Origin of the sequence: Arthrobacter vasquezii (assembly GCF_029455255.1) — a bacterium.
GTDB lineage: Bacteria > Actinomycetota > Actinomycetes > Actinomycetales > Micrococcaceae > Arthrobacter_D > Arthrobacter_D parietis.
Genome location: NZ_JAROKN010000004.1, coordinates 122193 through 142208, shown reverse-complemented (window position 1 = coordinate 142208; position 20016 = coordinate 122193). Strand labels below are relative to the sequence as shown.

At 65.2% G+C, this 20016-nt stretch carries 20 protein-coding genes; 5 read left to right on the top strand and 15 right to left on the bottom strand.

All coding sequences use genetic code 11. The features are described from left to right. The 12 genes from P4U43_RS03520 to P4U43_RS03465 all read right to left on the bottom strand — a co-directional run. A partial coding sequence (locus tag P4U43_RS03520) for a CaiB/BaiF CoA transferase family protein (RefSeq protein ID WP_277357461.1) occupies window positions 1–697 on the bottom strand: 697 nt, incomplete at its 3' end. Window positions 698–797: 100 nt separating this feature from the next. Continuing rightward, complete coding sequence (locus P4U43_RS03515) at window positions 798–1661, bottom strand: fumarylacetoacetate hydrolase family protein (protein ID WP_277357460.1); 864 nt, start codon at window positions 1659–1661, stop codon at window positions 798–800. After that, window positions 1661–2434, bottom strand: a complete 774-nt coding sequence (locus P4U43_RS03510) for an SDR family oxidoreductase (RefSeq protein WP_056544655.1) — start codon at window positions 2432–2434, stop codon at window positions 1661–1663. Before P4U43_RS03510 ends, P4U43_RS03515 begins: the two co-directional genes overlap by 1 nt. Beyond that, the gene (locus tag P4U43_RS03505) at window positions 2435–3325 is read right to left on the bottom strand and encodes a dihydrodipicolinate synthase family protein (RefSeq protein WP_277357459.1); all 891 of its coding nucleotides are present in this window, start codon (window positions 3323–3325) and stop codon (window positions 2435–2437) included. Beyond that, entirely contained in the window at window positions 3322–4548 is a 1227-nt protein-coding gene (gene lhgO / locus P4U43_RS03500) for an L-2-hydroxyglutarate oxidase (RefSeq protein ID WP_277357458.1), read from the bottom strand. The genes P4U43_RS03505 and lhgO overlap by 4 nt, the downstream gene beginning before the upstream one ends. Continuing rightward, window positions 4545–5774, bottom strand: a complete 1230-nt coding sequence (locus P4U43_RS03495) for an MFS transporter (protein ID WP_056544647.1) — start codon at window positions 5772–5774, stop codon at window positions 4545–4547. Before P4U43_RS03495 ends, lhgO begins: the two co-directional genes overlap by 4 nt. Beyond that, window positions 5771–7951, bottom strand: a complete 2181-nt coding sequence (locus P4U43_RS03490; protein ID WP_277357457.1) for a TRAP transporter permease — start codon at window positions 7949–7951, stop codon at window positions 5771–5773. The genes P4U43_RS03495 and P4U43_RS03490 overlap by 4 nt, the downstream gene beginning before the upstream one ends. Next, window positions 7948–8448 carry a hypothetical protein gene (locus P4U43_RS03485; protein WP_277357456.1) on the bottom strand — a complete coding sequence of 167 codons (501 nt, stop codon included), beginning with the start codon at window positions 8446–8448 and terminating at the stop codon, window positions 7948–7950. Before P4U43_RS03485 ends, P4U43_RS03490 begins: the two co-directional genes overlap by 4 nt. A gap of 12 nt (window positions 8449–8460) precedes the next feature. Continuing rightward, window positions 8461–9471: a TAXI family TRAP transporter solute-binding subunit gene (locus P4U43_RS03480; protein ID WP_277357455.1), complete on the bottom strand. Its 1011-nt coding sequence runs from the start codon at window positions 9469–9471 to the stop codon at window positions 8461–8463. A gap of 62 nt (window positions 9472–9533) precedes the next feature. Continuing rightward, complete coding sequence (locus tag P4U43_RS03475; protein ID WP_277357454.1) at window positions 9534–10127, bottom strand: carboxymuconolactone decarboxylase family protein; 594 nt, start codon at window positions 10125–10127, stop codon at window positions 9534–9536. Then, window positions 10120–10848: an SDR family NAD(P)-dependent oxidoreductase gene (locus P4U43_RS03470; protein ID WP_056544634.1), complete on the bottom strand. Its 729-nt coding sequence runs from the start codon at window positions 10846–10848 to the stop codon at window positions 10120–10122. Before P4U43_RS03470 ends, P4U43_RS03475 begins: the two co-directional genes overlap by 8 nt. A 294-nt stretch (window positions 10849–11142) precedes the next feature. Beyond that, window positions 11143–11805 (bottom strand): GntR family transcriptional regulator, encoded by a 663-nt coding sequence (locus tag P4U43_RS03465; protein ID WP_056544631.1) that lies wholly within the window; start codon window positions 11803–11805, stop codon window positions 11143–11145. 174 nt (window positions 11806–11979) lie between these two features. On the opposite strand from P4U43_RS03465, the gene P4U43_RS03460 reads away from it, so the two are divergent. Then, the gene (locus P4U43_RS03460; RefSeq protein WP_277357453.1) at window positions 11980–12522 is read left to right on the top strand and encodes a hypothetical protein; all 543 of its coding nucleotides are present in this window, start codon (window positions 11980–11982) and stop codon (window positions 12520–12522) included. A 39-nt stretch (window positions 12523–12561) separates the two neighbouring features. On the opposite strand, the gene P4U43_RS03455 is transcribed toward P4U43_RS03460, so the two are convergent. After that, window positions 12562–12831, bottom strand: a complete 270-nt coding sequence (locus P4U43_RS03455) for a hypothetical protein (protein ID WP_056544625.1) — start codon at window positions 12829–12831, stop codon at window positions 12562–12564. Between the two features lie 4 nt (window positions 12832–12835). Here P4U43_RS03455 and P4U43_RS03450 point away from each other — a divergent pair, with 4 nt between their 5' ends. After that, complete coding sequence (locus tag P4U43_RS03450; protein ID WP_277357452.1) at window positions 12836–13120, top strand: hypothetical protein; 285 nt, start codon at window positions 12836–12838, stop codon at window positions 13118–13120. Between the two features lie 46 nt (window positions 13121–13166). Here the strand turns inward: P4U43_RS03450 and P4U43_RS03445 are convergent, their stop codons facing one another. Both P4U43_RS03445 and P4U43_RS03440 read right to left on the bottom strand, forming a co-directional pair. Then, window positions 13167–13952 (bottom strand): response regulator transcription factor, encoded by a 786-nt coding sequence (locus P4U43_RS03445; RefSeq protein WP_277357451.1) that lies wholly within the window; start codon window positions 13950–13952, stop codon window positions 13167–13169. A gap of 12 nt (window positions 13953–13964) precedes the next feature. After that, complete coding sequence (locus P4U43_RS03440) at window positions 13965–15617, bottom strand: sensor histidine kinase (RefSeq protein ID WP_277357450.1); 1653 nt, start codon at window positions 15615–15617, stop codon at window positions 13965–13967. 160 nt (window positions 15618–15777) lie between these two features. On the opposite strand from P4U43_RS03440, the gene P4U43_RS03435 reads away from it, so the two are divergent. From P4U43_RS03435 to P4U43_RS03425, 3 genes are all read left to right on the top strand, one after another. Further along, window positions 15778–16974, top strand: a complete 1197-nt coding sequence (locus P4U43_RS03435) for an ROK family protein (protein ID WP_277357449.1) — start codon at window positions 15778–15780, stop codon at window positions 16972–16974. 418 nt (window positions 16975–17392) lie between these two features. After that, window positions 17393–19363 (top strand): heavy metal translocating P-type ATPase, encoded by a 1971-nt coding sequence (locus P4U43_RS03430; protein WP_277357469.1) that lies wholly within the window; start codon window positions 17393–17395, stop codon window positions 19361–19363. Window positions 19364–19383: 20 nt separating this feature from the next. After that, complete coding sequence (locus P4U43_RS03425; RefSeq protein WP_277357468.1) at window positions 19384–19974, top strand: DUF305 domain-containing protein; 591 nt, start codon at window positions 19384–19386, stop codon at window positions 19972–19974. Window positions 19975–20016: the final 42 nt, after the last annotated feature.

The window sequence follows — 20016 nt, the reverse complement described above, 5'->3', positions numbered from 1 at the left end:
GGTGCGCGTTGCCCATCCGCTGCGGCGCCTCACCGGTGGCCAGAGTGCTCGACGCCTGGTTCACCAGCCCCGCCAGCAACGACGACAGCAGGTTCACGTCAATCCGCTGGCCCTGCCCGGTCGCATCCTTGTGCCGCAGCGCGGCGAGGATCCCGAGCGCCGCGTTCTGTCCGGTCACCACGTCCACGAGCGCCACGCCCACTTTGCTCGGCTCCGAATCCAGGGACCCGGTCACGCTCATCAGTCCGCCGACGGCCTGCACCAGGAGGTCATACCCCGGAAGGTGGGCTCCCGCCGTCGAACCGAATCCGGTGATGGAGCAGTAGATGAGGTCAGGCTTGAGGGCGTGCAGCGTCTCGTAGTCCAGGCCGAACTTCTTCATCACGCCGGGCCGGAAGTTCTCGATGATCACATCCGAGCTCAGCGCCAGCTCCTTAGCGCGCGCCAGCCCCTCGTCGGTCCGCAGGTCACACACCACCGAGCGTTTGTTCCGGTTCACGCTCGAGAAGTACGTGCCGACGCCGTGCTCGTCGACGGGCGGTGTCCAGGAACGGGTGTCATCCCCGGCAGGGCTCTCCACCTTGATGACGTCCGCGCCGAAATCGGCGAGCATCATCGACGCATAGGGTCCCGCGAGAACACGGGAGAAGTCGGCTACCCGAACGCCCTCGAGAGGGCCTGATCCTGACGTGCCCATCGTCATCTCCTTACTTTTGGTGCATCGAGTGGGCGCTGGCTACGTGCTCCCTGCCGGGAACCCGTTCTCAGCGCCCACTCGATGGTGGTGCTCTTGTAACTCAAGGTCCTGCAATCACGGGGTTGGTCAGCGTACCCACGCGCGCCACCCGCGCCTCAGCAACATCCCCGGGCTTGATGTGGATCGCGCCCGGCGTACCTGTGGAGATGATGTCGCCCGGGAACAGCGGCATCACCTTTGAGTGGAAGCTGATGAGGAACTCGGGGCTGTACCGCATGTGCGCCACGGTATTGGTCCGCAGCACCTCGCCGTTCACCACCGTGGACACCTCCATGTCCGCGAGCATCCCGTCACCCACCGCCTCGGCCAGCGGCACAATCCGCGGCCCGAACGAGAAGAAACCGGGAAAGTTTTTGGACCGCGTCAGGAACCGCGGATTCCGCTGCAGGATGTCCTCCGCGGTCTGATCCAGCACGGGCACGACGCCGGCCACATAGTCCAGCGCGTCCTCCACCTCCACATTGCGGCAGTACCGCCCGATGACGACGGCGACTTCCCCCTCCGCCGTGGTCCGCTCGCTCTGCGACGGGATGGGGATGTCCTCGCCCGGGCCGATGACAGTGTGGTCGCCCTTGATGAACGACGCCGGCTCCTCCGGCACGCCCTCGGACAGGTCCGAGGCGTGCTCCACGTAGTTCAGTCCGATGCCCCACAGCATCCGCGGGTGCCGGTAGGGCGCGCCGTAGGTGATGGAGTCCGGATCACGAAACGCGCCGTCGTCGACGGTGGAAACGAGTGACTCCAGTTTGTCGAGCAACTCTTCCGAGAGGATTTCCCGGACGTCGCCCTGCCAGCCGGGAATCAGATCCCGGACCAGTGCGAGCCCGCGTCTGGGATGTACTACGGCGGCAATCTCCTCCGCTCCCTCGCGGATCGAGCACAAGTGCACAGTATGGTTCATCATCAGTAGCTCCTTACCAGTCCGCCGTCGCAGCGGATCTGTTCACCGGTCACATAGGCGGCCGGCTCACTTGCCAGGAAAGCGACGACGGCGCCGAATTCCTCCGGCTTGCCGTACCTTCCGGCGGGGATGGTGGCCTCGGACGAGGCCCGGGCCTCCTCGGGCGTTTTGCCGGTGCGCTTCGCGGCGCCCGCATCCAGCGAGGCCACGCGGTCGGTATCGATCCGGCCCGGCAGCACCATGTTCACGGTGACACCGTCCTTGGCGACCTCGCCTGCCAGCGTCTTCAGGTACCCGGCGAGCCCGGCACGGCCGATGTTGGACAGCGCCAGGTTGGGCAGCGGACTCTGCACACCGGAAGAGCCGACGGCGACAATCCGCCCCCAGCCCCGCTCACGCATCCCAGGCAGCACCAACGAAACAAGCCGGATGTGCTGCACCAGCAGCTGGTTCACGGCGGCCAGCGTCTGCTCATCCGACACATCGGCGGCGCCACCGGGCGGCGGGCCGCCGCTGTTGAGGATCAGTACATCGATGGGCCCGAAGGCCTTCTCCGCCTCGGCGACCAGATGCTCCGGTGCGCCGTCCTGGTTCAGGTCAATCCCGATCCCGACGGCGGACGGCAGCTTTCCTGCCTCGGCCTGCACCACGTCCTCGCGTCGGGCGGCGAGCACCACATTGGCGCCCTCCGCGGCCAGCGCCTGAGCGATGGCCAGCCCGATCCCGGAGCTTGACCCCGGCACCAGGACGTTCTTCCCGTTGAGACCCATTTCCATCTAGGCAAGCTCCTTAACAGCATCGAGGTGTGCGTCGATCATGTCGGCCAGTTCAGCAGGCAGCGTTGGCGCCGGTGGGCGGACCAGGGCTTCGGCGATGATGCCGCGCCTACGAAGGATCTCCTTGCGCAGGGCCAGCCCAATTCCGGGCTGTCCCTCGAAGTTCGCCAACGGTAACCACGGCGCAAAGACGTCGCGGGCGGCACGGAAGCCGCCGTCGTCGTTCGCGGTAATGGCAAGCTGCAGTGCTTCCGGGTGGGAGAAGCCGGTCATGGCGCCGGCGGCACCGGCCGCGAGCTCATCGATCAGGCCGACACCGCCAAGCCCGCCGAACACCGGCACCTCCGTGGCTCGCGTCAACTGGGCAATCGCGGCAGCCGTGGGCGGTGCCTCGGACTTGATGGCCGAGATAAACGGGCAGCGCTCGACGACGGCCAGAATCTGCGCGGTGCTGATCTTCACGCCGGAGGCCACAGGGTAGTCCTGCAGCACGATGTCCGCGCCGGTTGCCTCATGGATTGCGGTGAAGTGGGCGGTGAGCAGGTCCGGGTTCGGTGTATTCGCCTGCACCATGAGCGAGGCGAGGTTCGAGCCCGCAGCCTCCACCGCCGTGCGCGCCTGCTCAATCGCGACGTTAGTACTGCGCGCCGACAACCCCACAATCAGCGGTGTTTCCCCAGCAGCTTCAGCAACCGTTGAGACGGTCAGGGCCTGCTCACGGGTATCCAACGTGCCGCCCTCGCCGAACACGCCGAGCACCACCATGCCGGTGGCCGGAATGTGGGTGTAGAGCTCCACCTCCCGCTTCAGCGACTCGGTATCGACGGCGAATGACGGGCCGGTGAACGGCGTGGCCAGCACACCCCAGAGCCCCTTCTTCAAGTGCGTCATGCAACTTCCTTACTGTCTGAATCAAGGACAAGCGAAACAATGTGCTCAGCAATGGCGAGCGAGGAGGTCGCGGCCGGTGACGGCGCATTCCGTACCGCCAGCACCGATCCATGGTGGGAAATCCGGAAGTCGTCCACCAGCGAACCGTCGCGGTCCAGCGCCTGGGCGCGGATGCCGCTCGGCCCGGGAACGACGTCGTCGACGGTCAGCTCCGGCACGTACTTGCGTGCCTCGTTCACGAAGCGGCGCTTGCTCAGCGAGCCCACCATTTCGACGGCGCCCGTCTTCCAGTGCTGCTTCGCGAAGGCCCGGAAACCGGGGTAGCCGACTGCGTCCCCGAGGTCGCGCGGGGAGACCGTGCCCCAGCCGTAAGCCTCACGGGCCAGCGCCAGTACGGCGTTGGGACCCACCATGACCTCGCCGTCCGTCCGCGGCGTCAGGTGCACGCCGAGGAACGGGTAGCGCGGATCCGGCACCGGGTACACGAGCCCCTGCACCAGTGAACGCTTCTCGGGCTTGAGCAGGTAGTACTCACCGCGGAACGGCACAATCTTCGGATCCTCACGGTCACCGGCCAGCCCGGCCACCCGGTCCGCCTGCAGCCCGGCGCAGATAATCACCGAGTCGAAGATCTCCCAGGTGTCCGTGCCGTTGTGGGTCCCGGTCACCAGCGTCTCTTTCCCGCGCTGGGTGATGCCGGTGACCTCGAATCCCGTGTGCACGGTGCCTCCGGCCGCGACCACGTCTTCCGCAAAGGAACGGGTCACCGCGCCGTAGTCCACGATCGCCGTGTGCGGGGAATGCAGCCCGCCCACTCCCTCAACGTGCGGCTCAAGTTCGCGCAGCTCTGCGCGGTTGATGATCCGCACGCCCGGGACTCCGTTGGCCTGGGCGCGGGTCATGATGTCACCCAGCCGCGATTCCTCCACCGCGTCCCGGGCGACAAGCACCTTGCCGATCTCGTCATAGGCGAGGCTACGCTCGCCGCAGTACTCCTTCAACAGTTCCACGCCGCGTCGGCACAGCTTCGCCTTCAGCGACCCGGGCGTGTAATACAGCCCGGCATGGACCACGCCCGAGTTCCGCCCGGTCTGGTGGGCGGCAAGCGAATCTTCCTTCTCAAGCACGGTCACCGATGCGTCCGGCTGCTGCTGGAGCAGCCGGCGCGCGACGGCGGTTCCCAGGATGCCGCCGCCGATCACCGCATAGCGTGTGGCTGTCATGAAGTCTCCTTTACAGGGTTCGAAAATGGACGCCGCAGCGTGAAAACCGACACGCCGCGTGCGCGGCGAATCATCCTCCGCCCGATGCGGAACGTAATGGCTGCAGCCAACGCAACAACTCCGGCCACCACCCAGGCAGTGGAATACGACGTGGCGCTCACCAGCAGGCCGAACAGCAGCGGCCCGCCGGCCGCGCCGAGCGAGAGCCCGGTCTGCACAACACCGGTTGCAGACGCTGCAGCCTGCCGGTTATCGCGCACGACGGCGAAGTGCAGCAGTCCCGGCCAGGTCCAGCCTGCGCTGTAGGCGAGGAGTGTGCCGGTCACCATCAGCGCTGTGGAGCCGACACTGAGCATGAGATAGCCGACGACGCCGGCCACCAGCAGATTGGCGATCAGTACGTAGGGGCTGCGGGTGGGCATCTTGTCCATGAGCGCACCGAGGAGGATTCGGATGCTGAGGCCCACTACCGCGGCTGCCGCGAAGATGAACCCGGCGGTGCTGGGCTCGATCCCGGACTGCACCATCGAGTCCACGAGGAACACCCCCAAGGAGGTGGCGGCCGCAGCAGCGAGGCCGGCGCCGATTGTGAGGACAACCAGCCCGGCGCGCGGGGTGCCGCGGTCCTCGGGGTGGCCGGCCGTCGTCGTCGTTGTCAGTGGTGCCTGACCGCGGAAGAAGGCCCAGACCGCCAGGCACAGCGCCAGTCCGGCGCCGAAGAAGAACGCGTATCGCCAGCCGAGCACCAGGGCTATGCCCGGAACGGCAAGGCCGCCCAGCAGCGATGCCATTGGGATGGACGACTGCTTCACGCCGAACGCCAGGCCCAGCCGGTTGCTGCCGATGCTGCGGGAAATGCCGAGGTTTGCCGAGGGCTGGGCCATGGCGTTGGCAAGGCCACCGATGAACAGCGCCGCCACCAAAACGGGAAATGACGGTGCTGCACCGGCGCCTGCCAACGCCACGGTCGCGAGAATGGCCGAGAAGACCATGCCCCGCCCTGCTCCCACCCGCTGGACAACTCCTCCGAGCGGGCGGGCGAGGGTTCCGGAGACCGCAAACAGCGTTGCTGCTGCGATGCCCATCTGCGCCGGCCCCAGGTCGAGGTCGTCGCGGATCTGCACCGCCAGCGCGCCCAGAAGGAACGCCGGCAGTACCCCGGTGGTAGTGACCGAGACGGCCTGCAACAGGGTGGTTACAGGCCGCCCGGAGGACGGTAGGTTCACGAGGTCGATTCAGCCGTCCGTGAGCGGTCGGTTCCTGAACGTTCCGGCGTGGTCGAATCGTCATGCGGGTGCCGCTTCATCCGGACCACATGCATCACCAGGCCGAGGGCGATCAGCGCGCCGCCGACGATCAGGTACATCGGCTCCATCACCAGCATCGGCAGCGAGCCGACGCCGATGAGCAGGCGCTCAAGCCAGTTGGCCGGGCCCATGATCCAGCCGCCGGTTGCCACGGCCAGGGCCGCTACGGCGATGGTCGAGACCACCAGGGCCATGAGCACGGTCCCGAATCCGCCCTGCATCAGCAGGCCGATACCCGGGCCGGTGAGCACGAAGATGAACGGAACCAGGAACGCGGAGAGCGTGTACCGCCAGGTGAGCCACATCGTCTTGATCGGCTTGCCGCCGGTAATGGCCGACGCCGCGAACGGGGAGAGCGCGGTCGGAGGGGACACTTCGCTGAGTACGGAGTAGTAGAAGATGAACATCGCGGCGGCGAAGGCTGGAACGCCGACATCCTGCAGCGCCGGGCCAATAATGACCCACGAGATGATGAAGCTCGCCGTCACCGGAACCGCGAGGCCCAGCAGGATCACCGAGATCGCCGAGAACAACGCCGTCAGGAACAGGCTGCCGCCGGCGAAGTCCACAATGATGTTCGCGAGCTTCAGGCCCAGCCCGGTGAGCGTCATGATGCCCACGATCAGGCCGGCCGCCGCCATCACCGGGATGACCGAGAGGGCGCCGGTGGCGCCGGTGGCCAGCGCATCCCAGATGCGCTTGGGGGTCATCCACGACTGGCGGTCCAGGAAACTGAGCAGGAACGCAAGGATTGTCGCGTAGACCACTGCACGGAACGGAGTCATTCCGGTAGCCATGAACACCACGATCGCGATCAGCGAGCTGAAGTGGTAGCCGAAGCGCAGCAGCAGCTTGCCGGCCTTCTGGGTTTCCATGTCCACCGGCTGGGTCTTGAACCTCCGGGCATCCATCTCGATAGCGAGGATGATGCCGAGGTAGTAGAGGAGGGTCGGGATGGTCGCCCAGATCAACACCTCGAGGTAGGAGACGTTCAGCAGGGCGGCAATGATGAACGCCGCAGCGCCCAGGGTCGGGGGAGACATGATTGCGCCGATGCCGGCAGCAGCCAGGACTGCACCACCGTGTTCCTTGGGGTAGCCGGCCTTTTTCAGCAGCGGCCAGGAAATACCACCGAGGGTCACCGTGGTGGCAACACCCGAGCCGGAGACCGTACCGAGGAGGAAGCCCGCCAGCGTGACAGTACGTCCCGGGCCGGACTTGGACTGGCCGAACGCCGAGAAGGACAGGTCGATGAAGAACTTCGTGGCTCCCGACGCCGTCAGCACGGCGCCGTAGATAGTGAACAGGATGATGTACGTCGCCGCCACATCCGTTGGAACTCCGAAAATGCCCTGCGTTCCCATCACGTTGTGGCCCACCAGGCGAATCCACCCGAACGACGACGTCTGGAACGGATCCGGAATATACGGACCGAAGTAGGCGTAGGCGAAGAACCCGGCCACGACGATCGGCACCAGGATGCCCACCGTCCGCCGGCAGGCTTCCAGCACCACGAGGATGGCGATGGTGCCCATGATGAGGTCGAGGTAGGTGGGGATGATCGCCCGGCGGAAGAAGGCATCCCAGTCGGAAATGATGTAGGCAAACGGGACGACGGCGATGATCGCCAGCGCCCAGTCCAGAATGTGCGGGTTGTCGCTCTTGCCGGCCGCCTTGTCTTTGTCCGACCGGCCCCAGCCGCGGTAGACGAGGAACGTCATCGACAGGCCGATCATCAGGAACGCCGGCAGGTAGAACTGGGTGGCCATGGGATTGAACACCCAGTACAGGCCGAAGACGGACAGCGCGACGCCCACTGCCTTGATGATGGCTGCCGGTGTACCGGTGAGGTGCCGGGCGGGCTTCTCCGCCTCGAACTCGGCAATCAGCGCTTCTTCGTCGAACTTGCCGTCCGTGTCCTTGTAAGGATCGGGGGAGCCGTTGAACTTTTCGTCGGCAACCCTGCTGTGGACAGCCCGGTGGGATCCTTTGCCGTGTTTCTCCCCATGGCCGTGCTTCTCGCCGGGCGGCTGATCCTCGGACGGTGGTGACTTATGCGCAGCTACGGCTCCGTTGCCGTCAGGTCGCTCGGTCATTGGGTCTCCTTGATATCTAGCACAACAAACGGATTGGCGTTCCCCACCAGCGGCCACAGTTCCAGCGGCGGCTCTCCGGGGACGTGGAGGGTGCGCTGCCCCAGATCGGTGGCAGCGATTGAGAGGGTGTCAAAGACCACCGGACGCTCAGGGTTCGGCGGTACAACGTAGTTCCGTCGGTCGGACGGACCGGCGGCTGTAGGGGCAACGGGGACGCCGTAGTACTCCTCGAGGACAGCGAGCTGGTCAGCCGCTATCTGCACCAGGCGGTAGGAACCGTCCGGCTGCACCTCGTAGCGTTCCTCGGCGAGGGTCTGGTAGATCGAATTGCGGTAGCTCACCGCGAAGGTGCCCCCGTCAAGGGGCACACGGGCAAGCTCGCCGTCGTCGTTCGTCACTGTCAGGAAACGCTGGGTGGGGCCAGCATTTCCGGCGGTCACGCCGGCCAGTGTGCCAAGGCACACCAACACGGCAACGACGACGGCGAGCTTACGCATGTCCGGTCAGCCTCAGCCGGCCTGGTCGTAGTACGCCTGGGCGCCTGGGCAGGTCTCGACGAAGGGCACGTCACCGGCGGTGGCGGCGTCCATCTCTTCCGCGGCGGGGTGCACCTGGATGAGCTGGTCCTTGTTTTCGAAGAGGGCGGTGGTGATGTCCTCCTGGAGCTGCTCATCCATGCTGGACGGAGCAACAAGGATGTTCGGCGAGGCGATCACGGAGATCGGCTCGGTCTGTCCCTCGTAGGTTTCGGCGGGGATTTCCTGCTCGACGTAGTACTCGCCGTATTCCTCGGCCATCGGAGCTGCGTACTCTCCGATGGGCACGATCACCATGTCGCCGTCGGCCGCGAGGTCGATCAGCGCACCGGTGGGCAGGCCGCCTGACCAGAAACCGGCGTCGATGGTGCCGTCACGCAGGGCTGCCACTGTTTCGGCAACCCCGAGCTGGCGGCGGTCGATGTCAGCTTCGGGATCCAGTCCGGCTGCCTCCAGGGTACGGATTGCGGCAACCTCGGTAGCCGAACCCGGTGCTCCCACGGAGACGACCTTGCCCTTCATGTCCTCGACACTCTGGATTCCGGTGCCCTCAACCGTGACGGGCTGCAGGAAGTTGTTGTAGACGTTGCCGAGCGAGCAGATCTCCTGGGCCTTGCCCTCGAAGTCATTGACGCCTTCAACGGCATCCGCAACGACGTCGCCCACGGCAAGTGCGAGGTCAGCGGCCCCGCTTTCGAGCAGCAGGATGTTGTCTACCGACGCGTTGGTCTCCTGGACCGTGGCGTCGTAACCCTCAACGTTCTCGCGGATGACGGTCGCGAAACCGCCGCCCAGCGGGTAGTAGACGCCGCCGGTGCCGCCGGTTGCGATGGACAGGGTGCCGCCTTCGCCGCTGTCCGCGCCGCCGCCGTCACCTCCTCCGCTGGGTGCCGGGCTTCCGCAGGCGCTCAGGAACAGTGCCGGTGCAAGGAGTACGGCGGCAGCGATGCGCGATCCGCGGACCTTGTTCGTGGTGCTGGTCATGGATATCTCCCTTGATATGTGTTGGGTTTTTGGTGCGGTGTTGATTTTCATGGGTGTGATCTTCACTGCTGGTGCCCCTCCTCTGGAGCGGTGTCAGCCGGGGCTGGGACGTCAGCCACGGCAAGCAGTCCGGCGAGGGTGCGGTAGTACCCTACGAGGACTGAAATTTCGGTGAGCCCGCTGTGCCCGAAGTGCTTCTGTGCGGTGGCGCGGATGGTTTCATTCACTCCGGCTTCCGTCACCAGTTCGCGGGTGAGTTCGAGGGCGGCAGCCTCGCTGTCGGAGACGCTCGCCGGGACGCTGCCTGCCTGCAGTTGGCTCAGTTCCTCCGCTGAAACGCCGACGACGACGGCCGCCCGGCTGTGCGCGTACCACTCGTACTCGGAATTGAGGGCTGCCGCGACAGCGCAGATCACCAGTTCCCGGGTGCGGTCGGGGAGTTCGCCGCCGAATCGAAGCGCGGCGCCGAGTTCCTGGACAGCGTTGCCGATTGCCGGTGCGAAGAGGAGGGCGTTGAACGGGCCGGCGAGGGTGCCGTCGTCGTGCATGATCCGGAACGGACCGTTGGCGCGCGGGCCGGCAGTGATCTTCTCGTAGAGGTCCTGCTGGTCCGGTGACAGGTCCGCGGGCTTCAGGAGGGGGAAGTGGTTAGACAAGGGTCCGCCCTCCGTCCACGTAGAGGACATGCCCGGTGACAAAGGAGGCCTGCTCGGAGGCGAGGAAGAGCACGGGGCCGGTGAGGTCATCGACACTGCCGAGCCGCCCGGCGGGAACCAGCGAGGTGTAGTGCTCGCGGACGCCGGGCTTGTCCAGGTGGGTGCGGGTGAGATCCGTTTCGGTGTAGCCGGGGGCTATGGCGTTGACGGTCACGCCGCTGGAGGCCCATTCGCGGGCCATGACGCGCATCATCTGATTGATGCCGCCCTTGCTGGCCGCGTAAGGGGCGTGATCGGGATGGGCGAGGAGGCCCGAGACTGAAGAGCAGTAGATCTGGCGGCCCCAGCCTGCGCTGACCATGTGCTTGCCCGCGGCCTTGCCGAGGCGGAAGGCGCTCGAGAGGTTGATGTCGAGGGTGCGCTGCCAGTCCTCGTCCGCAGTGTCGAGGACCGGGACCCGCTGGTTCATGCCGACCGCGTGGAGGAGGATGTCGATGCCGCCGAGTACTTCGACCGTTGCCTGGACAGCGTTCTCGCAGCCTTCGGCGGTGGAGAAGTCTGCGGTGAGGCCGTTCTCGTGGGCCGTCAGGCGTGACTCGTCAATATCGGCGACGACCACGCGGGCACCAGCTGCGGTGAAGGCAGCGGCACAGGCTTCCCCGATGCCGCCGGCTCCGGCAATCAGCACGCGCCGATCGGTGAGTCCTAGCCAGTTCTCCACGAATGCGATCCTTTTGCGTCGTCGTTGTTGGTGTCATCGAAATAAGCGCTATTGGAGATTGTATACAAAAATGGGACGGAATGTAACCCCGGTCACACACGAGAAGTTACCAGAGGTAACTTCGTTGCGGGAGGGGTTCGGAGGAGTGTTACGAGAGTGTGACATGTTACTGAGCCGGGGCGAGCAACCTGGACAAAGGTGGACGGAATACCCTGTATGCCAGCCTTGGGTGAGACACTTCGGACCAACTTGCTCCAACTTGAGTCCGGATCGCTCACCACCTCGTCCGGATTCCTACTTGGCGTCGAGGAATTTCCGGAGGGCGTCCACGGCGTGGTCGCGATGCTCATCCATGTGCTTGACGAGCCGGTCGGCGTCCCGGTCCGCGAAGGCGTCGATGATGAGGTTGTGCTCTTCCTCGACGAGGTGGCGGTTGGTCGGAACGCCATAGTAGACAAACCGGTAGGTATCAGTGGCGTCCCAGAGGACCTGGATGAGCCGGTCGAGCCGCGGCATCCCCGAGGCGGAAAGCAGCACAAAGTGGAACCGGCGGTTGGCTTCGGTCATGGGCAGGATGTCCGCTGCGGCGCTGGCCGCCTCGACTTCGCGGGCGGCGTCTTTCATCGCCTGCAGCACCGAGCTGTCGGCACGTTTCACGGCGGCGTACGCGGCTTCAGTCTCCAGGAGCTGCCGGATGCGGTACGTCTCAAGAAGGTCCGCGAGGGAGAGCCGGGCAACTTTGAACCCGCGATGCGGCTCGTAGACAATCTGCCCCTCGCCCTCGAGGATCTTGAACGCCTCGCGCAGCGGAACCCTGCTGACGCCAAGCCGTTCGGCGAGGGCGTCCTGCCGCAGCGGCTCGCCGGGCTGGACTTCACCGGCGATGATCATGCGGCGCAGCTCAGCGAGGGCGAAGGCCTGCGCGGTGGGGGGCCGCTTGGGCGATGTGCCGGCCATCTACGCGTCCTCCCTCTGCTCCCGCTGACTCGTCTATAGCTTCACGACGCTATAGCTTCACGTCGCCGCATTCCTGACGACTCTAGTTCAACACAGCAGCGGGTTTCGGATTGCTCTGGATCTGACCATTCTTGAGGAAAGCTTCGGCCAAAAGCGCATAGTGGCTTGATCTGGATGGGTCACAGTGGAGGAAGACTCCTCCGGACCGGACCGTTCGCCGGCCCGGAGGTCGACTTCTTTGACGGGTTGGGAGCAAATGCGGTGGCCTGGCTGAAGAACAAACGAACCTCGGCAGTATCCGGTGTGCCCGCACTGGCCCGGGCGGCATCGACTGAAGCACTTGAGGACTGTGTTCCCGCAAACCTGCCGGTGCACCGTCCCGAAGTCATCACACAACTGGGTGAGGAACTGGCGACTCTCGCCGATGCCCTCCGCTACCGGGACAACTTTGCCCGGCTCCTGCCCAAGCGCATCCGGGACCTTGAGGCGGATCTTCGGTCAAAGAGCTCCAAGAACCTCGAAGACGCCGAGGGTACTCTCCTGAGCCTCAACGTTGGCGCCACCATGGTCGGAGCCCCGAGACTGCAGTACGTCGCGGACCGGTGCTTGTCCGACTTCCGCGGCGGCCGCGAAATGAGCTGCCTGCCGGCACTCGTGGGTGAAGCCGAGCGGTTCCTCATGTTGCTGTCAGGGCCGGAGGACGCGACCCTCGATTGAGCTTGCCGATCAGTTATCCAATGGTTGCCGGAACGTGATTCATGCCGTCCGCTGTGGGGATACCGTGGTGAAGATGTTGTCGCGATATAGCACCCAGAGATCAGCGGGAATCCTTGCGGTTTCAGCGGCCTTACTCGCTGCCGGTTGTGCGGCTTCGCCTGTCTCGACTTCGCCGACATCCCCACCGACGCAGAGGCAGACACCGACAGCATCCGCACCGACACCCTCCCCGGTGTCACCGTCATCGTCAGAGCCACAGTCCCCGTCCGCCTCGACTCCTGCTCCCAGCAGCTCCGCTCCTGCGCCCAACAGTATGGAGATCTCAGCTCTCCAGGACGTCCTGATTTCCCTGGAGCCCCTCGAAGACGTCATGGTGGGTATGATTCGCGAGGGGGACGTGGCAACCGCCCTCTGCTTTGTTCCGGAAGCCCAAACGCAGGCCGGTGACATTGGAAGCGCAGTCAGGATTGAAGCAGGACAGGACACCGGTTATGTCCCAGTCACCAACTTCCCGCCTGATCCCGCAGACCGGAAAAATCTTTTCGACGTCGGAGAAGACGCCCTGCGCACCAACCTGCCAACCTGTTCCAGCACGTAGTCGGCCTGCGCGCAGTACTAGCGACCGGAGCATTAGTCGACCGGCGTCAGTCCACCGGGATCATCCGGTAGCCCACGCCCCGAACAGTCTTGATGAACCGGGGCTCCCGGGTGTCCTCGCCGAGCTTCTTCCGGAGATTCCGGATGTGCACCTCAACGAGGTGATGATCGTCCGTCCACCCTTCACCCCACACACGCTCGAGCAGGGTCTCCCTGGTCCACACCCGGCGGGCTCCGGTGATGAGCGTTGCGAGCAGATCGAACTCGATCTTGGTCAGCGGCAGCTCCTCACCGCCAAGCCGCGCCACCCGTCCCTCAACATCGACCGAGAGACTTCCATGAACGACGACGCCGTCAACTGCGCTACCCGCTGCGGCTTCAGTTCCAGCCGCGTCCCGTGACACAGCCTCCCGTGACGCAGCGTCCCGTGACCCCGACCCGCCGTCAACGAAGGACCGCGGACGGCGGAACATCGCCGCAACCCTCGCCCGCACCTCGCGCGGACTAAATGGCTTGATAATGAAGTCGTCTGCCCCGATCTCCAGGCCCAATACCCGCTCGATCTCTTCGACGCGGGCCGTGATCATCACAATGTAGGCGTCGGTCTCCGGCCGCAGCTGGCGGCAGACCTCCATGCCGTCGAGATCCGGCAGGTTCAGGTCCAGGGTCACCAGGTCCGGTTTATGTTCCCGCACCAGGGCGAGTGCTTCCCTTCCACTCGCAGTTTCGATGATGTTGAACCCCACCATCGAAAGCGTGAGCACCAGGAGCTCGCGGATGTCGGGATCATCCTCCACCACCACGGCCGTGCGCTCGAAGGAGTCAGTACCCATGGGATGAACCTTTCATGATCGCGGCAGCTTGATGTCCACCGTGGTTCCTGCGCCCAGCTCGGACCGGATGGCAAGCGATCCGCCGTGCCGTTCCACCGCTTCGGCAGCTATCGACAGGCCCAGCCCAGTACCGGGAATCTCTGCGGCCACCGAGTTGGTCGCGCGGTAGAAGCGGGTCAGCAGCTGGGGGAGCTCGTCTGCTGGAATACCCATGCCTGCGTCTTCGACCGTCACCTGCACTGCCCCGTTCTCGGTTGCGAGGCTCACGGTGACCTTCCCGCCGTCGGGACTGAATTTCACGGCGTTGGACAGCACATTCACAAAAGCGCGCTCCAGCAGCGCCCACATGCCCCTCACATACAGCGCCTGATCAGTAGGCAGGACCTGAATCGAGACGTTCTTCCTGGCGGCGAGCGGCAGCAGGTCGGCGGTGACCGTCTCAAGCAGATGAACCAGGCCAATCGACGCGTCGCCGAGCTCAGTACCGGCGTCGAGCACTGACAGCGCAAGGACGTTCTCCACCAGGCTGCTCAGGCGCTGACCGTTGCGCTCGATGATCTCCAGCATCTTCCCCGCCGGCGCGGGCAGCTCACCGCCGTCGCCGTCCTGCAGTAGCTCAACGTACCCGAGGATCGAGGAGAGAGGAGTTCGCAGCTCGTGGTGCACCGTAGCCACGAAACCGTTCTTGGCCGCATCGAGTTCGCGCAGCCTGTCCACCACCTGCTGCTGGCCGACGATCAGCTGGCCCTGGATCATCCCGTGGGCAAGGTTTCCGAGCAGGTGTTGCAGCAGGGCGATCTCGGCGCCCGACCACTTGCGCGCACCGCGGTCAGCGACGATCCACACGACGCCGAACGGCGTAGCGCCCTCGCCGATCGGCAGCAGCAGGCCGCTGCTGTCGAAACCCTCCATTCTGGCGTGAATTTTGGGCAGCGTCTCCGGAACCTCAGTGAGCTGCCCGGCGATCACTGCGAGGGAACCCGAGGTACGCCACAGCTCAGTCCCGAGCACCCACAGTTCATCCAGTAATTCACTGACGTCATTCGGTTGAGCGCTTCCGACACCGCGCTGCCAGCGGGCACCACCGTAGGAAACCCGGGCGTCGTCAAAGGTATGAAGGGTCACGTCCTCAGCGCCGAGTGCTTCACCGATTCCCTGCAAGGCCAGTTCAACCATGTCCGCTGGTTCGTTGGTCTGGCGGATGTCGTCGGAGATGCGCCGCACCCGGTCCCGCAGGAACGCCGATTCATTCCGCCGTTCTTCGCGAAGCCGGTTACGGTGGATCGCGGTATTGACCCGGTGCAGCAGCTCCTCGGAGGCAATCGGCAGCAGCAGGTAATCGCTGGAGCGCATCGCCAGCTCGGGATGGGACGTCACCTGCTCGGCCGACTTCGCTGTCAGCACCACCGGGATATTCCGCGGCAGCAGGTGGTCGGCTTCCTTGGCGATGGTCGCCAGATACTCCAGTGCAATGTCCGCACCGACGACGGCGACATCAGCCGTGAGCTCCCGCGCCGCCTCGATGGCCGGGTTGACTGTGTTGTGCGCGGCGACGGTGAAACCGGCGCTGCGCAGGCCGCCGGCAATCTGGTTGAGCAGGTCGATGTCCGAGTCAACCACCAGGGCAGTGCCCCCGGCAGTAGTGATCTCGCTGGTTGCGCGCAAGACTCGTCCCCTTGTGTTCAAAATTGCAGACCGTTGGTACAGCAGGTTCTGCCGAGTCTAGCGATGTGCCGGTTGTCCCGCTGACGGGGAACGGTAGGATCGTGCATCAGCCGCCCTGACGAAAGGCCTGATCGTGCGCCGTGGCACCAATCTTCCCCGCATGGGGGACTTCAACCAGAGTGTCATTCTCGATGCCGTCCGCCGGTCCAGCGAGGGCCTGAGCAGGGTTGAGCTGGTGGAGCTGATCGGGCTGTCTCCGCAGGCCGTCTCCAACATCACCCGGCGCCTGCTCTCCGAGGAACTGATCGTAGAGGCCGGCAAATCCGGCAGCGGACCGGGCAAGCCGCGGACCATCCTGCGCATCAATCCCTCCGGCCGGTACGCCGTCGGCGTGCACCTGGACCCTGCGCTGATGACGGTGGTGCTGATGGACCTGATGGGGGTGGTGCTGCACCGCCGGGTTCGAGATACGCCGCTTGGCACCGAGCCGGGCCAGATCATCGACGCGATTGCCGGTGAGGTACGCGCCCTGCTCGCCGAATCATCCGTGGACCAGACCCGCATCGAGGGAATCGGGGTGGCACCTCCAGGGCCGATCGATCAGCCGGCGGGCGCCGTCGTCGACCCTCCCCTCCTGATGGGCTGGCACCGAGTTCCGCTGCGGGATGCGCTCGCGGAGGCCACCGAGATGCCGGTCTTCGTCGAGAAGGATGTGACGGCGGCAGCGGTTGCGGAGATCTGGGGCGGCGGCCACGGGAGCACGCAGAGCTTCGTCTTCGTCTATATCGGCACGGGTATCGGCAGCGGCATAGTGGTGGACGGTGAGGTGCTGCGCGGAACCTCAGGCAATGCCGGGGAGATCGGGCACATCGTGACGGATCCCAACGGCCCCGAGTGCGCCTGCGGGATGCGCGGATGCATTGCGGTGACATGTGATCCGCAGTCGCTCGTGCGCGAAGCCGAGCGCGCCGGCGTGTTGAGCACGGAGCGGCACCGCAGCGGCGATGTGGCAGACGGGCTCGTGCGGTTGTGTGCAGCGGCGGAGGCGGGGGACAGGATCGCCTGCGACATCATCACCACTGCTGCCGTGCGCACGGCCCGCGCTGTGTCGGTCCTCGCCAACGTGCTCGACGTCGACCGCGTGGTCTTCGGCGGGCCGTTCTGGGCGCCGTTGGCGAACCGGTACCTGGAGGTGGTGCCGTCGTCGTTATTGGACTTCCGGGCTGCGCGGAGTATCCATCCGGTGGAGGTGGTTTCCACCGGGATCGGCGACGACGTTGCGGCCGTCGGAGCCGCCTGCCTCATGCTTGAGCGGACGCTGGGTCCGCGCGCTGAGCGGTTGATGCTGGCGCGCTAGTTCCCCCTTGATTTTTGCGCACCTCCGGCGACTTCGCATGCCGTGGAAGTCGCCGTAGGTGCGCAAAACTTCCGGGGTTGACAGATACCCCCTGGGGGTATAATTTACTGGTACCGGAGTCAGGAAGTCCGAGCCCGCTTACCGGGCCGCATACTCCTTGAAGGTCATTCGATGCGGCCGTCGCCACGTTCGGTTCATGAGCAGCGGCAGGCCAAACATTCCTCCATCAACGCCTGACTTTCCAGGTCCCTCGGAAGGCTTTTCTCGAGGGCCGAAGGGAATCATCATGAAACACCAGACTTCAGGTCACGCGGGTGCGCAGGTCGCGGACCATGAAACGCCGGAAAACCAGACACATTCCTCCCACGCCGATTCCGAAGTGCATACGCATGGCCAGCATGCCGGGCACTCCACCGCTATGTTCAAGAACCGGTTCTGGATCAGCCTGATCCTGGCCGTTCCCGTTGTCCTGTTCAGCCACATGTTCGCCGAGATCGTCGGCTACACGCTCCCTGACTTCCCTGGCGCCCTATGGATTTCGCCGATCCTGGGCACGGTCATCTTCTTTTACGGCGGCGCACCGTTCCTCAAGGGTGGCATTTCCGAGCTGAAGTCCCGTCAGCCCGGCATGATGCTGCTGATTGCCATGGCCATCAGCGTTGCCTTCATCGCGTCCTGGATCACCACGCTTGGGATCGGTAACTTCAACCTCGATTTCTGGTGGGAACTCGCGCTGCTGGTGGTGATCATGCTGCTGGGGCACTGGATGGAAATGCGTGCCCTCGGCTCAGCCGCCGGCGCCCTCGACGCTCTGGCAGCACTCCTGCCGGATGAGGCGGACAAAGTGACCGACGCCGGTATCGAAACTGTGCCGGTCAGCTCGCTGGCTAACGGCGATATAGTCCTGGTCCGCTCCGGTGCCCGCGTTCCGGCCGACGGCGACATCGTCGACGGCGCCGCCGAGTTCGATGAGTCGATGATCACCGGTGAGTCCCGCACCGTCTCCCGCGCTGCCGGCGAGATGGTGGTTGCCGGCACAGTCGCAACGGACAACGCCGTGCGGGTGCGCGTCACCGCTGTCGGAGCGGACACCACCCTGGCCGGGATCCAGCGCCTGGTCGCAGAGGCGCAGGCGTCCTCCTCCAAGGCGCAGGCACTCGCGGACCGTGCGGCGGCGCTGCTGTTCTACTTCGCGCTGATCGCGGGCATCCTCACGTTCATCGCCTGGCTGCTGCTCGGCAGCCCGAATGACGCGGTGATCCGGACCGTGACCGTGCTGGTGATCGCCTGCCCGCACGCCCTCGGCCTGGCGATTCCGCTGGTCATTGCCATCTCCACGGAGCGCGCGGCCAAGAGCGGTGTACTGATCAAGAACCGGATGGCGCTGGAGCGGATGCGGACCATCGACGTCGTGCTGTTCGACAAGACGGGCACGCTCACTGAAGGCCGTCACGCGGTGACCGCTGCCGCCGCCACCGGCGGTGTTGCAGAGGCCGAACTACTGGCCCTGGCAGGCGCTGCCGAATCCGACAGCGAGCACCCGGTGGCCCGTGCCATTGTGCAGGCGGCGGCGGACAATCCTGACGCCGTAGCCTTCGGTTTCCGCGGCGCCGGGTTCTCGTCAATGACGGGACGGGGAGTGCAGGCGGAAGTCAACGGTTCCCAGATCGCTGTCGGCGGCCCCAACCTGCTCCGGGAACTCTCCCTCGATACGCCGCCGGACCTGAGCGGCGCCGTCCAGGAATGGATGGGCCGCGGCGCTTCGGTGCTGCACGTGGTCCGGGACGGTGCCATCATTGGTGCGCTCCGGCTTGAGGATCGGGTACGGGATGAGTCCTGGGCGGCCGTGAAGGCGCTGCAGGATCGCGGAGTCAAGGTTGCAATGATCACCGGAGACGCGCGCCAGGTGGCTGAGGCCGTCGGTGCCGAGTTGGGCATCGATGAGGTCTTCGCTGACGTGCTGCCGCAGGATAAAGACTCCAAGGTAGCCGAGCTGCAGTCACGCGGGCTCAAGGTGGCCATGGTCGGCGACGGCGTGAATGACGCTCCTGCGCTGGCCCGTTCGGAAGTGGGGATTGCGATCGGTGCGGGCACCGACGTCGCAATGGAATCTGCCGGCGTCGTGCTGGCGGGAAATGATCCCCGCTCGGTGCTGGCGATGATCGACCTGTCCCGGGCCAGCTACCGGAAAATGATTCAGAACCTCGTCTGGGCCACCGGCTACAACGTCCTCGCCGTTCCGCTGGCTGCGGGAGTGCTCGCCTTTGCGGGCATCGTGCTCTCGCCCGCCGCCGGGGCCGTGCTGATGAGCGTCTCCACCATTGTGGTTGCGCTGAATGCGCAGCTGCTGCGCAGGATCGACCTCAACCCAGACCGCATCACCCAATGAATCAGAAGGATCAGACCATCATGAAGCGTTACCTATCCCTTTCAGCGCTCGGTGTTGCCGCCGTCGTCATGCTTGCCGGCTGTGGGGCTGCCGATCCGGGTGAATCGGCAGCCGGCTCATCCGGCAGTGAGGTGTCCGGGGAGCATAACGACGCCGACGTCATGTTCGCGCAGATGATGATTCCCCACCATGAGCAGGCGGTTCAGATGAGTGACGTCGTTCTCGCCAAGGACGGCCTCAGCCCCGAGATCACCGAGCTGGCCACCCAGGTCAAGGACGCCCAGGCGCCCGAGATCGAGACGATGACAGGCTGGCTCGATGCCTGGGGAGAGCCGGTTGAGGGCCACCACATGGAATCTGCTGACGGCGAGGACGGCATGGACGGCATGCTGAGCGAGGACCAGATGGGTGAGCTTGAGGTCGCCCAGGGCGAGGAGGCAGCGCGCATGTTCCTCGAGTCCATGACCGCTCACCACAACGGAGCCGTGGACATGGCACAGGAGGAAATCGAGAACGGCGAGAACCCTGAGGCCATTGCGCTCGCCGAAGACATCGTCGAAACGCAGGAGGCGGAAATCGAGGAGATGAAGGAGTTGCTCGCGGAACTGTAGGCGGCAGGCTCTAGGCTGGTTTCCACCACCGTTGATTTGGCA